Genomic DNA, 15,178 nt, shown 5'->3' on the forward strand with positions numbered 1-15,178 from the left:
AAGCAATTGATCCAATATACTTTATTTAGATAAATGAAATTTTCATCCTCTAAAAACCGTCCATATCCCCCTCTTAATCCATTCCAAAAGCTATAGAATTTGCTACTTTTTTTGTATCTTAAAGAGTACATACAAACCTCAAATAATAAAAATTTATTGCATGAAAAAAGAGCAAAAAATAGAGCTAAAAGCTCCACCAACACTCTCCTATATAGAGGCTATACGACTAAGACCAGGGATGTATATTGGCAGTGTTGACATGAGGGGCTTCCTTCATTTACTAAAAGGGGTGCTCTATGATAGTATTACCATTTTTCAGTCGTCCAATATTAACATAGAGATAATGGGAAGGCAATCCATTCGCTTTCTCATTCGAGATATTCCCCAACCGATTCAAAAATACTGGGCAAGTTGGGAACGAGACTTTAGTAAAAACCCTATTTTTGTCGGATTAGAAACCCTCAATGCTTTAAGTGCTATCTTTAATGTTCAACTATTGGATGCTTCATCCACTGTTCTTTTGGAAGAGAAATTTGAAGCAGGGGTTGCTAGCCAAAGTACTACCAATCAATTATGGAATGGCACCACATTACAAATAGAAAGCACATTAGACGGTAATATTTGGAAAGATATAGACCTTCAACCTACCTTTATCTCTAATAAAGTAGCCCATTTTGCTTATTTAAACAAACAAGTGCAATTTGAAGTCCAGTATAACACAAATGGTAGAGCTTGTAATGTATTCTATCATTTTAAAAATGGGCTACAAGACCAATTGCGTTTAGAAGCTTTAACAGGATTAGGGCAAAATCTTTTCGAAACGTCTATTGATCAACAGTTGGATGGAATGCATCTAGAAATAGCATTTGCATTTAGAGAATATGGTGTTGACGAGGCTATTTTAAAATCTTATGTCAATTATCACCCAACTCATGAGGGAGGAACGCACGTAGATGCCCTTCTAAAAGGATTAACTTATGGAATTATGCGTTATTTAAAACAACAACAAGTTACACATTACAGAATTTCTGAAAAAGGGATAAGAGAAAACTTAATCGCTTTTTTACATCTAAAAATGGATGCTCCCACTTTTGTTGGCTGTGTCAAAAACAAATTGGCGAATCCCGAGGTGCTATCTCCCATTAGCCATTTAGTCGCTGATGTTCTATTTGAACAAATGGAATCCAATTCCCAAAGTACGCAACAGTTGATTAGAAAGTTTGAGGTTTACTCTTAGTGGCTTGACTCTTATTCCAAGAAAAAAACACTTTCTAAAAGAAGATAGAAAGTGCTTTTTTTCAACATTAGTTGTTGATTTTTAGTAGTTAGCTACGCTGCTACTACGTGGTCGTTGATTAGCTCCCTGCGGTCGTGAGATTGCTATCGCTTAGTTGTTTACTTTTTTAGCTCGCTACGCTCGTGAGATCGCAAGCTTAGTTACCAAAAAGATAAAAAAACACATTCCTATTAGTTTGATAATCAAAGTTTACTTCAGAATACGATAATCTACAACTTGTTGCTTATCAACTGCGCCGCACTCACGAAGTAAACTAATAAAGTTTTCAACGACCACGTAGTAGCAGCGCAGCTAACTATTGTGATTTTAATAATTGTCAATATAAGATTGTAAATCTCGCTGGCTTGAAGGATTGACCAAGACTCCTTGAACGACACTATAATTTTGAGGATCGTATGTTTTAGCATAAGCTTCTTTCGCAAAATCCAAGCGTACGTCTTCAAAAACAAATAGAGTCATAATTTCTTTTACTTGCTCTGCTAGTAGAAAATTATTTGGTAAAAACTCTTTTGCTTTTTTTATTCTATCGCTATCAGAAGAGTAGGCAACAATTGCTGTTTTCATTGCGTCAAAATCACGTGGAGACATGGCTTGTACCGTTCCACCTTGATTGTTGTTGTTACTAGCTGGGTTTCCTAATGTCACATTCCCGTTTGGGCGATCATCATTCCAGTTATTACTATTGTTATTGCTGTTGCTGTTTGTATTATTGTTGTTATTTGTATTAGCTGGAGGTCTACTGTTCCCACCATTGTTATTATTCCAGTTATTGTTTGTTGAATTGGAGTTGGAATTAGTACCACCATTATTTAAATTATTATTCCAACCGCTATTGTTGTTGTTATAATTATTGTTGTTATTATAATTAGGATTTGGGCTGTTTGGTGGTCGGTTGTTTCCTAAATTAGGATTGTGATGTATACCTCCTCCATGAGAATGTCCCGTGTTAGGTGGACGAGCATAGTCTTTAATAGGTTGCCCATCTAACCATCTTTCCAAAGCATCCTTACTAGAATCGAAAGTAAAGGCATCGTATACCAAATAATAATTTCTTTGATCATAAGTTTTGGCATAAGCATACTTGGCAATTTCTTCTTGGTTATTCTTAAAATCAAATTCTTTGACTAAAGCGTTAACTTGACTAGCGTACAAATAATTTCCATCGACCAATTGCTTGGCAACTCTTAACTTTCCATTATCAAAAGACTCTGCTCTCAAATGACGCAATGCTTGCGCAAAATCGGCATCCGTAATAGGATAAGGACCATAATATCCGCCCCCTTGATAATCGTTAATTGGCTGCGTACTAACCCAGTCACTAACTCTATCTTTGCTAGAATCGAAGGTAAAAGCGTCATATACAATATAGTATTTGTTTTGGTCGTAGGTTTTTGGGTAAGCATATAGCGCAACCTCTTCTTGATTCGCTTTAAAACTAAATTGTGCTACCATTATCTTTACTTGTTGTGATAATAAGTAGTTTCCGTTGATAATTCCCTTGGCAATACGCAATTTTCCATCATCAAAAGATTCTCTCCCCATTTGATTTAGAGCTTGATTAAATTCAATGTCCGACATTGGGATTGGATAATGGTGATGGTGACCATGATGATTATGATGGTGATGACCTCCTGGGCGTTGTGCCTGTACTATTAGGACATAACTTAGCAGTAGTAATGTAATTATTGTTCGCATAATTTGATGTTTTTTAGATAGTAATTAGTACTCTGACTCTTGTCGTCACTTGTGTCTTGTATGAGCCGTCAATATTCAACCTAATGTTATTAATATCTTTGTAGCAGAGCACTTCTCCTTAGAGTAAATGTACATAATAATTATTATTAGTGCCAAAAACATACCATATCAATTCTATATAGGTCCATTATCAACTTACATCAAGCTACTAACTCAACATAACACACTACTAATCAAAACTATAAAAACAACTCACAAAACTAATTTTTCTCACTTTTTCTCTAAAAAAACATCTATTTGCCACCTTAACAAATAAAAAAGGGCCAGAGTTTCCTCAAACTCTGGCCGTATTCACACCCTATATCCTATTGATTAAATAATAGGTTATAATATTTGTCAAACACTTAACTATGCGTATTCATCAAAATATTATTCTTTGACAAATTTCATAGTTTGTTGTGTTGTTTCACTTGTAATTCTTACTACGTATACACCTGCTGGTAACTGCTCGATAGGAAGGCTTACTTGCTCTTGTCCTGCTCCTACGTTCAAGTTATTCATGTAAGCAACTTTTCCTGTCAAATCTAAGATAGAAATGGTTCCATCTATTGCTTCTTCTGTACTAATTGCTAAATGTACTACACTGTTTGCTGGATTAGGGAACAAGTTGATTGTTGTTGCTCCTTCTTCTACTTCTTCTACTGCTGTATAGTAATTGATTACAGGAGGCAACATATTTACAGTAAAGCCTGGCTTCGTAAAGTTACGGCTAAAGTTACCTACAGAATCTACTGTAATAGTATCACAGAAAGTAGATACACAACCATTTACAGTATCCAAAGCCATCAAACAAACTACATAAGAGCCAAAGCTATTGTAAGTGTGTAGTGGTGCACCAGACATTGCTCCTGTACCATCACCGAAATCCCATACAAATGTAAATCCTGCATTCGAAGCAGCACCGTTTACTACTGGTTGCATCCACAATAAGAATGGATCGTTAATACTTTGCGTAATATGAAGATCTGTTGTCAAGTTAGCACAAGGTCCTGTTGGGTTGCCATTGTTCGTTGTTACCATGATTGAATCACAGTAAGTAAAGGTACAGTTTGCAGAATCTGCCGTCAAACATACTAAGTGGTATCCGTTTGTGAAAGTAAACGTTGGATTAGAACTATTCGAAGTATTTCCGTTACCAAAATCCCAAGTAAAGTTTAGTGGGTATTGGTTGCTTGTTAATACTGGTGTAAAGGTCACAACTCCATTCGCACCTACTGAGTAAGTAAAGGAACCATTTCCAAAGTTTCCACATGAATTAGAAGCTCCTCCTACACAGAAGTTTGTTGTTTCTGAATAAGTGAATGAACCTCCTGACACTAATGTCATTCCTGTTGAGTCATCTACCAAAGTATAGCTTCCTTGGCCATACAAGCAGCAAATACCATCTCCATAGCTATCATAGATATTAAAGTTATAACAACCTGTTGGCAAACATAAATTGATTGGTAAGTTTTGACCGTTCATAGCTGAGCTATAGTTTCCACCATTCGCTACTACTACACCATTCGCATCTGTTACAGTCCAAGAAGTTTCTGTTGCATAGTTATCAAACAATAAGTTCAATGTTACAGCATTTTGTGCACATGGGTTTGGATTGCCTCCATTCACATAAATTGAATCACAGTATGTTTCTGTACAAAGTGAATCACTTACTGTCAAGCATACCAAATGCCAGCCGTTTGATAAGTTTACAGTTGGGTATTGTCCGCTTGCATACACACCATTTCCAAAATCCCATGAGTAATAAGTTCCTATTCCGAAGCCTGATGCAGAAGAGTGGAAAGTTACACTATTTCCCATTGCCAAGGAATCAATGAACCATACCGATGTATTACATGGGTTTGGATTACCTCCATTCACATAAATTGAATCACAGTATGTTTCTGTACAAAGTGAATCATCTACTGTCAAACATACATAGTGCCAGCCGTTTGATAAGTTTACAGTTGGATATTGTCCGCTTGCATACACACCATTTCCAAAATCCCATGAGTAATAAGCACCTGCTCCGAAGCCATACGCAGAAGAATGGAAAGTGATATTATTTCCTGTTGACAAAGAATCAAAGAACCATACTGATGTATTACATGGGTTTGGATTACTTCCATTCACATAAATAGAATCACAGTATGTTTCTGTACAAGACGAATCACTTACGGTCAAACATACTTGATACCAACCATTTGATAATTGTACCGTTGGGTTTGGTCCATAAGCCTGAAAGTTAGTTCCAAATGTCCACGCATAAAATGCGCCTGCTCCAAAACCAGATACTGACGAATTAAAAGTCACATTATTTCCTGATGATAACGAATCTGTAAACGAAATTGTTCCACTACATGGATTTGTATTACCGCCGTTTACATAAATTGAATCACAGTATGTTTCTGTACAAAGTGAATCATCTACTGTCAAACATACAGAATACCAGCCATTTGATGCAGGAAATGTTACAGTTGGTCCTCCTACAATGATAGAGCTACCTCCTATATTCCAAGTATAAGAAGTTCCTGCTCCAAAACCAGAAGTAGATGCTTGAAGTGTTACATGATTTCCTGTTGTTACTGAACTAGAAAATGATACAAATGTGTTACATGGGTTTGGATTCCCTCCATTCACATAAATTGAATCGCAGTATGTCTCAACGCAAATTGAATCGTCTACTGTCAAACATACATAGTGCCAACCATTTGATAAGGTTACAGTTGGGTATTGTCCACTTGCATACACACCATTTCCAAAATCCCATGAGTAATAAGCACCTGCTCCAAAGCCTGATGCATAAGAGTGGAAAGTTACACTATTTCCCATTGCTAAGGAATCAACAAACCATACCGATGTATTACATGGGTTGGTGTTGCCACTAATATAAACTGAATCATGGTAAGTAGCTTGACAACCTAATGTATCATAAACAGTTACATCGGCAGCATACCATCCTGGTCCAGGGTAAGTAAACGAAGGATTTGCAACTGAAGAACTTCCTAAACCATGAAAATTCCAAGCATAACTATACATTGGATTGCCTCCTACTACATTGCTAGTAAAAGAAGCTGTATTGCCGCTAACTGTATGACTGTGTGTTACAGCAAAACCTGAACATGGATTTGGATTAGTATTGCTAATAATACTATCACAATAAATTGTTGTCTGACAATTTGTTAAACTATCATATACCGTTAAACAAGCATGATGGTAACCAAATGGAGAACCACCACTAAAGTTGTAATTAATTGTTGGGGTAACTGATGTCACCGTGTTCGTTGTATTATTATTGTAATCATCAATAGTCCATACATAAACAGGATTCATCATCCCCGCACTCGTAGTGGCTGTAAAGTTGTAGTTGTTCCCCGTATTGGTATACGAAAACGTAGCACTACACTGTGCTTGCAAACTACTTGTTGCCCCTAAGAACAGTAAAATAGCTAATGTTAAATAATTAAATGCTTTCATAAGTTGATTTTGATTTAAACGTAATTTTTGTTTGGAGTAATACTTTTCTTTGACAGTACAATAATAAGTAGAAGCATTACTGTTTAAAAAGACATTTTTAAATAAAAATTAATCACTTTAAATAAAAAATTCTTTATAAATCATTAAACAACAATACAAAACAACACCAAAAAACACTAAAAACTTACAACAAAAACAACAAGGTCAATCCCAAAAAAAATATTTTCCAGAAAAATTCTAGAAAATATTTTTTAAACAATCATTTTTTTTAGAAATATTATATTCCTAATAAATAATGCGATCACAATTTTTCTTGGCGAACAAAGCGACCATTGATAAAGTCAAATTTCTGTCCTTTTATGGTAATGGATTCTCCTTCTTGCGTTTTTGCCAAGTCAAATATGTCCTGTTTTATCAAATGAATAGAACCATTCGTTGCATGAGCCAAGTTTAAATATTCTTCATTAATAATTTTCTCTTGTTTTCCCCAAAAAGAACTCCCGCCATCTTCTACACCACATAGTATGATACGAATAGGTACTTTTAATTGGTGCATTAATTCCAAATCACGTATGGGGCTATAATTATCTGCTATCAAAAAAACTTCATCGTACTTTTTGCGTTTATCTTGTGCCGCCAATAATGCCTCCACATCATTTTCTGGATATTCTCCTCCTCCTCCGTTTCGCATCCCCTTTCTCATGGTATTAATAATAGTATTAAAATCTTTTATTTGCCCCTGACAAAAATAAAACCCACCTGTTGAACCAATCCTCTTTTGTGAAGTAGATTTGTTATCACCGTCATTAAAAAATAAGTATTTTTTATCTTCGTTCTCCATAAAATTTAAAGCATGCCACAAGATTACTTGCTCGGTATAACCATACATAGATCCTGTAATATCGGTTACGACAATTTTATGTTTAAACTGCTTTTTTAACCGAAACAAAGGCGCTAGAACTGCTTTATTTTTTTCTTCAAAAAAATGAGGATTTTGCTTTAATTTTTCTCTATACGTTTGCGCTTTAATTTGCAACATGGCATTCACCCACTCCACACTATCATAGTCTATTGGAATGTAAATATCTTCCTCTGCTATTTTGTGTTTGTTGCCCGTTCTAACCAAAGAATCTAAAAAATGAATGGCATCCATATGAACAAGACGAGACAAAGAATCGGCAATGTGCGCCAATCGTTCTTTTTCTTTAGATCCCATCCAAGTAAAAACAGTTGACATAATCTTATATTCTTTGCCAACATCTAAAGGACGTATCGTTTTGACATTATCATGGTATTTTACAGCAATTCTAAATTCAGATACAAAAGGCAGGTAAAAATGCACTTGCCCTTCAGCATTTGTTGTATCTCTAAAAACTTCCCCAGTAGTGGTATATAAAGTTACGACTTCGTTGGGCAATCGTTGATTGGCAATATTTCTATACGTAAATGTAAAGTAGATAAATCGACGCGTATAGGCTTGATAATTATACGTCACATAAGGAAACGCATTGATTGTAATCGGTCTCAGACAAGTGTGTTCGCCACAATGAACCGTATATGTCTCATCAAAAGGAACCTTGACTTTCACACGTCCATTAGAGCCTGTTGTAGTTTCTACCACATGTCCCTTTTTTCCCTTTAACACAACGGGCGCATTGGCATAGGGACTACCGTTGGGATTCATGAGATTCAAGTTGACAAAAGAAATCGTGTCCTCTGGACTAAAATTAGGTTGATGTCCTTGTGCATGAGCTGTTGTGAGCTGTAAACACAAGTAGCATAAAAAAAAAGTGCATCGCATAGTCGGTCATTTTTAAGAACTTTAATAGCTTTTATTAATAATCCCTAAAAAGTCAATTAGTTACACTTTTTCTATAAAATAGTAACTTGACCTGTCGATTACTGTAGAGTATCTAAAAATGTGCTGCTATAAAATCTAACGTATGATTGTAATAAGCGGCTCCTCCTGCCGTGTATAAATCCGTGTGTGCTCCTCCTTTCACAGTATAAAAAGTCTTGTCAGTACTTGCCAAAGCTTCAAACAACTGCTTGCCATATCGAATATGAATATGCTTATCGGCATCGCCATGATTCATCAAAATAGGTTGTTTTATTTTTTTACAAGCTAGTATGGGTTGAATTTGGTACGGATCAAAATTGGCAATCTGCCCAGCAAGCGTTAAAGCTCGATTAGAAGCAAAACGTAAACCAATCCCATAACAGTATCGTTTTTGGTACTGATAAACGATTTCTGATAAATCTGTGAATGTACTTTCAATCACGCCAAATTGAATTCTTGGTTCTATAGCCAATGCCTGCAATGCAACAGCCGCTCCCATAGAACTCGCCCAAATTCCAATAGACGTATTGGGGTCATAATTTAAAATTGCAGCAACGACAGCTTGAACATCTTCTTTTTCATGATACCCAAATGTACAATATTTTCCCCCACTTTGTCCATGTGCTCTGGCATCATAAATCATACAGTTGTATCCTGATTCGGTCAAACGCTTCGCTATCCCTAAATAATCTTCTTTACAACCTCCTATACCATGCAGCATAATGATTGTTCCTTTTGCAGAATCTTGGTCTGGCAATGCCAAATAATTGGACAAAATAACACCATCCTTTGTCTCTATCTCCAACACTTCTGTTTTTAGTTGGTAATCTTTAGGGAAGGCACCATAAGAAAATCGCTCTTGGTGTTCTTCTAAATCAATCTTTTGGGGCATTACAATAGCATAAGGAGCTATAAACTCTACAATAACAATTAGCGCAACCAATGCGACAAGCAATAAAATAACTAGCACTTTGTATCCTATTTTTTTCATGGGAAAAATTCATTAGACAGGATGACGAATAGAGTCGTATTACCAAAAAAGCAAGATTTTTTGAAGGACAAGGAAAAGCGCAAACTCATAGCTGTAAGCTATGAAGTAGAGCATTTGACGAAGTCAATCCCCAAAAAATGGTTTTGTAGGCATACCATTTCATTCGTGATCATGTTTATTAATGGTTTGGATTTTTTGTGATAATAATACGAAATTTTCAAGACTTTAAGTAACTTACCAGCTCTATAAAACCGTATATAAATTATAAATTAGCATCATGAAAGAGCAGATTTTAGATCGTTTTCTCCGTTATGTCAAAGTAGATACTCAGTCTGAGTTTGGAGTAGAAAAAATTCCTAGTACAGATAAACAATTCATCTTAGCCAATCAAATTGTAGAAGAATTAAAAGCCATAGGTTTGAGTGATGTTGAAATTGATGACCATTGTTACATTATGGCTACGCTTCCTGCCAATACCGACAAGAAAATACCTACAGTTGGTTTTGTTGCCCATATTGACACATCTCCAGATTTCACAGCAACAGGTTGCGCTCCAATTGTTTGGAACAATTACGATGGTGGAGACTTGGTATTAAACGAAAAAGAAGATCTTGTTCTTAGAACTTCTGAATTCCCTGAAATGCTCCAATTTAAAGGTCAAACTTTGATTACGACTGACGGCATGACACTTCTAGGGGCAGACGACAAAGCTGGTGTAACAGAAATTGTTTCTGCTATGGAATACCTTATTAACCACCCTGAAATCAAACACGGGAAAATCCGTATCTGTTTTACTCCTGACGAAGAAGTAGGTCGTGGAGCAGATTTATTTGATGTGGAAAAATTTGGTGCAGAATGGGCGTACACAATGGATGGCTCGCTTCCTGGTGAGATTGAATACGAAAATTTTAATGCGGCTTACGCGGCCATTGATATACAGGGAAAAATTGTTCATCCTGGTGCCGCAAAAGACAAGATGGTCAACTCAATGTATATTGCAGCCGAGCTTATTCAAGCTTTGCCCGCAGAGGAGGTGCCCGAAAAAACAGAAGGTTATGAAGGTTTCTTCCACCTGCTTTCTGTCAATGGAGATGTAGACAAAACAGAACTCCGTTATATCATTAGAGATCATGACAAAGAAAAATTTGAAGCAAAAAAAGCATTGATGCAACAAACAGTAGATGCTTTAAATCAAAAATATGACCATCGTCTTTCTTTGAGTTTGAGTGACCAATATTATAATATGGCAGAAAAAGTTCGTCCTGTTATGCATATTGTCGACTTAGCAAGAGAAGCCATTAGCAATTTAGGAATGCAACCCATTACTCGTCCTATTCGAGGAGGAACAGATGGTTCCAGATTGTCATTTATGGGCTTGCCTTGTCCTAATATTTTTGCTGGCGGTCTAAACTTCCACAGTCGTTATGAATATGTTCCTTTAGAATCTATTGTAGCCGCTACAGAGACAATTATTGAAATTGCTAAATTAATGGAAAGCCGAGATTGGTAATCTTATCAACAAACTTTACTACCTATAAGTCATCTTCTAATTAAAGAGGATGACTTATTTTTTCTGACTATTGAGCATTTAAATCCCAATTGTAAGACTTAAATTTCACAACAGCATTATTAGAAATTGTATGATCTGAATATTGTTGAATGTAATTTACAAGTTGGCTGTTACCACCAAAATCGGTGGCATACCAATCAAAAATTTTCGAAATTTCTATGGTATCAGTTGTTATGGTGTTATAAGTAGGATTATTAATAAAAGCTTTGGTTTGACTGGTATAATATTGTTGAATATTGGATTCTGTCCATGCCTTGTTCAATAAAGGAGGACACGAAGCAGCAGCGCAATTAACTGCAAAATGCACTTTGGGCTCTCCAAATGCAGCCAATAATTTATTTTTTTCGATTTGATCCAATGTATATGCTTGGCTTCCAACCATTATTTGACGCGTAGTCCATACCATACCACCATCAATATCTAAAATACTATTCACAGGATGTTCTACCAAAATAGTATATATCGTATAAGCATTGTATAAATTGATCCAATAAGCCATCTGTTTGTTATCCGACCAAGTCGTTTCTGGACCATTGGATTTTAACCAGTCAATATATGCCAACAGTTTTGCTTCTTCATTTTTAAACCCCACGTAGTCAACATTTCCATTTGTATCTACATATTTTGTTAGAAGGGCATCAAATGAAGCGTGACTCTGAGGCTCATTATTTACGATATTTTTATCACAAGCGGTTATTAACACAACCAACAACAAGAAACCAATCCATAGTTTTTTCATAAACACCAAGCATCTTTATTAAAGAAATAAAAGAAAGTTCTATTGAGACCATTCTTTTTAGAACCATAGGAAGATAACAAGTTCTTTTTAAGAAAACAGGCTTCTAAGTTTTAAGCAGCTCTTTTTGACAGAAGTATTATAATTCTCAAATAGTTTTGTGTGTTGTATAAGGAATCCCCCACAAATTAAAGGTATTATACGAGTAGAAATATAAACTCCTAAGGAAAAATCTGCAATTTTTCAGGTTGTCCATAACACAGTTTTTATTACTTGATTTATTCAGTAAATGATTTACATTCCCATCCATCATAATACCCATTAAAATCTTTAGCTAATTTATATAAACTAGTGGTATAAATATTAACTTCATCATAGTCAACTTTATCAAGCCTTGAAAAAACTATTTCATATCTTAATTTATCCTCTTTATTGAATCTCTTTCTAAGCACTTTAAAGTTATCTTTCTTAACAGCTTTCTCAAAGGAACATTGATCTTCTTGCTTTTCAAAATACGCCCAATGACTTACTTCTCTTAATTTCTGAAGAGTATCGCCATGCTTTTCCATATTGCGCAAAACTCTCCTGTTTTGCATCAATTGATATTGTTCTTCAGATGGCATTAATACCATTAAAAATAAATCCCAATTTTTATCTTCACTAAAATGATAAGTGCTTGATGGGAAACTTCGAAAAGGTCCTGAAAGTATATTGTCTATCTGGACTTTTTCCTTGAAATAAATGAAAAAATCTCTTGTTCCTTTTGACGTAATATGTCCCACTTGGATTGCCTTAAATTTTTTCCATAATGTAGGAATAATTTCCTCTTCCAAAATACTTAGCCTGTCAAGATCATCGCTTGTAGGAAAACCATTCTCTTTTGATGTATACCTTATTGAAATGCACAAAAGGTTTAAATATTTTTTTATAGGAGCTATTTGATGCAATCCAATGTTTACAAAAATGGACATCGGACCATCTTCATCTTCTTCAAAGTAAAAGTCCCAATTTTCAGGTAATTTCATATATTAAGGCTTCTTTTTTTAATCACATACAACATCTAACTATATTAATTCCGTTTCCTATTTTTTTTCTTTTTCTTCTTATTTTCCATAATATCCATTCTTCCCGTATTAGATATATCTAACAAAAGCGTCGAGCCATCTTCCTTTACTAAAAGCACATCTGCTACCAAAGTATATTTCCACTTCTTATTGGGATGAAAAATAACATTTAAGGCATCCTTAATGAGTTCCAATTTGTCAAAATCCATTCTTGTTTCGACCACTGTCGTTTTCATTGGTTCGATCACAATTTGTTTTTTATGGTTCACTTTTCCGACAAACAATTCTTCAAAATCAATTTTTCCTTTGATTTCATCAATTACAATCTGATGCAAACTTGGATTTTTAATCGCCAACTGTACATCAAAAACTGCATGGTGCAACTTTAGCTCCCGCTTTTTCATTTTTAATATCTCAACCTTGATAATCTTCGGTGCCAACGTTTGTTCATTAATTTCCATCTCCAACTCCCGTTTTCCAAAAATAGGCAAATCCAAATAGTTTCGAAATACGACTCGTATCGTGGCAGTATCGGTCGGATTCATTTTTGCCAAGGTAGCTTCCAATACTTTTTTATTAATATCGACGGGCACTGTCAAGACATTTTTATCTCCTTTCTTTTGATAATCTCTATCCACAAAAATAGTTCCCTTAGAAAACTCTGTCTCTCCCATATATACTTTATAAGCCATAGAATCAATAATAACATCTAAGTAATAATCTGTTGAAATTTCAACATCTAATTTCATAAATATATTGTTCTCTGTTATCTTAGTATGTGCAGTATTAATCTCTATTTGTACAGGTTGCGTAAGCTCTAACCAGTATTTAGGATTAATAAAAAAAGCAATTACAGCAATTAGCAACAGTGCCAACAACAGCAGCAGCGATTTTTTAATAATATTTTTCATTCAGAAAGATTCGGCTAGAGTATTTTAATATTTGGTTTACATTTTTATAACAAAAAAGAAGTCCATAAAGATGTAAAAAAGTACTATTTAATGCCTCAGTTTCTTACTCCATCGACTTTTAAGGAGATATAATGACAACCAACTCTCCCCTAGTTCTAGGAGAAAATTAAATCAATTTTTAGACAAAAAACAAGGGAACAAAGGAAATATACGATCAAAGTTGGTACTCAAAAATTTTCGATGACCGATAACTCCATACTATATGAATCGTCAAAATACCCTCTAAAAAAGGACTCAATCTGATGACTTAGAACAATAGTTAGCTGCGCTGCTACTACGTGGTCGTTGAAAAACTTTATTAGTTTAGCTGCGCTGCTACTTCGTGGTACTTCGTGAGTGCTGCGCAGTTGATAATCAGCAAGTTGCGCCCTTGTTGCGCCTTACACCAAAGCATTGATTATCAATACCAATATAAATGTATTTTTTTTATCTTTTTGGTGACTAAGCTTGCGATCTCACGAGCGTAGGGAGCTAATCAACGAACTACTATTAGAAAAAATAAACATTATTCCTTCCTGCCTCGGTAGGTATAGCGAACAGAAGATGAGTAGCCAATACTAGCATCATTAATAATCTTCGAATACTGTAAAGACAAACTATCATTATGCCAGTAGATGTTTCTAGATACCTCACGTCTATAATAAGAGTAAATATACAAAGAAGTGTAATTTTGATAACTATCAAATAAATCTAAAGAAAACCTTTGCTGATCAAAGAAAAAAGAATTTCCCGAAGTAGTTACTACTACATTTTTGATATATTGTGTGTCTAGGTTATTTGTAAAGTCTTGTTTTCTTACCCATAGTCTATACGTTCCTGTTAAATTGGCGACATCTCCATGAGGCAAAACGGTCTCGTTTTTTGTCGTTCGAAGTCCATTAAAATCTAATTCAGAGTTAGCACAACCATTGTAAGGACCATAATAACAGTCATAATCGTATTCTATAACAATTCGATTATAATTATTACTATACGTCAATTTTAGAATTTTAGTATTACTATAAGAGTTTGGATTGGGGATAACACTTGCGTCAAAATGAGTTTGCGACAAAGAATCGATTGGAAAGGCATAGTTCAAAACCTTAATCGTGTCATTTTCCACATATACTTTGACCACTTGATCTGCCTGATTATTAAAGTCGTCTGGTGGCAACATGATTCGACTAGTATAAATTGAACCATAAAAGTTTCCTTCGAAGTGGCTAGTGCTTGACGTAACTGAAGGGAAAACTGTAAGCGTCTTAGCATCTTGCATTGTTTCTGCAAAACGAATAGTATCTGAAGTAATTGGTGGATCAACAACAACAGTTCCCACCTCTTTGATTGTTTCTTTTTGGCAAGCAGTAAAAAACAACGTAGTTATTAGGGATAGGTAGCATACAAAATTTGTCTTAGTTAACATAATCTTTTTTTTGAGGTAGTGTGGGGATAAAAAACAGCGAACTACACTAAAGACGAATGCTTAGCATAGTTCGTTGTAATAACTTCAGTTATTTTT

The 15,178-nt window shown here is 35.1% G+C and carries 10 protein-coding genes; 2 read left to right on the forward strand and 8 right to left on the reverse strand.

Translation table 11 applies throughout. The features are described 5' to 3' along the window. Window positions 1-160: 160 nt before the first annotated feature. The gene (locus CG11_RS24840; protein ID WP_052599670.1) at window positions 161-1,237 is read left to right on the forward strand and encodes a hypothetical protein; all 1,077 of its coding nucleotides are present in this window, start codon (window positions 161-163) and stop codon (window positions 1,235-1,237) included. Between the two features lie 366 nt (window positions 1,238-1,603). On the opposite strand, the gene CG11_RS24845 is transcribed toward CG11_RS24840, so the two are convergent. From CG11_RS24845 to CG11_RS24860, 4 genes are all read right to left on the reverse strand, one after another. Further along, complete coding sequence (locus CG11_RS24845; RefSeq protein ID WP_081909646.1) at window positions 1,604-2,992, reverse strand: DUF4476 domain-containing protein; 1,389 nt, start codon at window positions 2,990-2,992, stop codon at window positions 1,604-1,606. Between the two features lie 429 nt (window positions 2,993-3,421). Continuing rightward, complete coding sequence (locus CG11_RS24850; protein ID WP_052599672.1) at window positions 3,422-6,508, reverse strand: PKD domain-containing protein; 3,087 nt, start codon at window positions 6,506-6,508, stop codon at window positions 3,422-3,424. 301 nt (window positions 6,509-6,809) lie between these two features. Next, window positions 6,810-8,309 (reverse strand): hypothetical protein, encoded by a 1,500-nt coding sequence (locus CG11_RS24855; protein WP_052599673.1) that lies wholly within the window; start codon window positions 8,307-8,309, stop codon window positions 6,810-6,812. A gap of 112 nt (window positions 8,310-8,421) precedes the next feature. After that, on the reverse strand, window positions 8,422-9,339 hold the full coding sequence (locus tag CG11_RS24860; RefSeq protein WP_052599674.1) for an alpha/beta hydrolase: 918 nt from the start codon (window positions 9,337-9,339) through the stop codon (window positions 8,422-8,424). 277 nt (window positions 9,340-9,616) lie between these two features. Between CG11_RS24860 and pepT the strand changes: the two genes are divergently transcribed. Continuing rightward, window positions 9,617-10,849, forward strand: a complete 1,233-nt coding sequence (gene pepT / locus CG11_RS24865; RefSeq protein WP_052599675.1) for a peptidase T — start codon at window positions 9,617-9,619, stop codon at window positions 10,847-10,849. A gap of 67 nt (window positions 10,850-10,916) precedes the next feature. Here pepT and CG11_RS24870 read toward each other — a convergent pair whose 3' ends face one another. The 4 genes from CG11_RS24870 to CG11_RS24885 form a co-directional block, all read right to left on the reverse strand. Next, complete coding sequence (locus tag CG11_RS24870; protein ID WP_052599676.1) at window positions 10,917-11,648, reverse strand: DUF547 domain-containing protein; 732 nt, start codon at window positions 11,646-11,648, stop codon at window positions 10,917-10,919. Window positions 11,649-11,923: 275 nt separating this feature from the next. Continuing rightward, on the reverse strand, window positions 11,924-12,670 hold the full coding sequence (locus CG11_RS24875; RefSeq protein WP_052599677.1) for a DUF695 domain-containing protein: 747 nt from the start codon (window positions 12,668-12,670) through the stop codon (window positions 11,924-11,926). Between the two features lie 44 nt (window positions 12,671-12,714). Beyond that, window positions 12,715-13,620, reverse strand: a complete 906-nt coding sequence (locus CG11_RS24880) for a hypothetical protein (protein ID WP_052599678.1) — start codon at window positions 13,618-13,620, stop codon at window positions 12,715-12,717. Window positions 13,621-14,185: 565 nt separating this feature from the next. Beyond that, a complete protein-coding gene (locus CG11_RS24885; protein ID WP_052599679.1) occupies window positions 14,186-15,082 on the reverse strand; it encodes a hypothetical protein in 897 nt (298 codons plus the stop codon). Between the last annotated feature and the right edge of the window lie 96 nt (window positions 15,083-15,178).

The sequence above is a fragment of the Aureispira sp. CCB-QB1 genome (assembly GCF_000724545.1).
GTDB lineage: Bacteria > Bacteroidota > Bacteroidia > Chitinophagales > Saprospiraceae > Aureispira.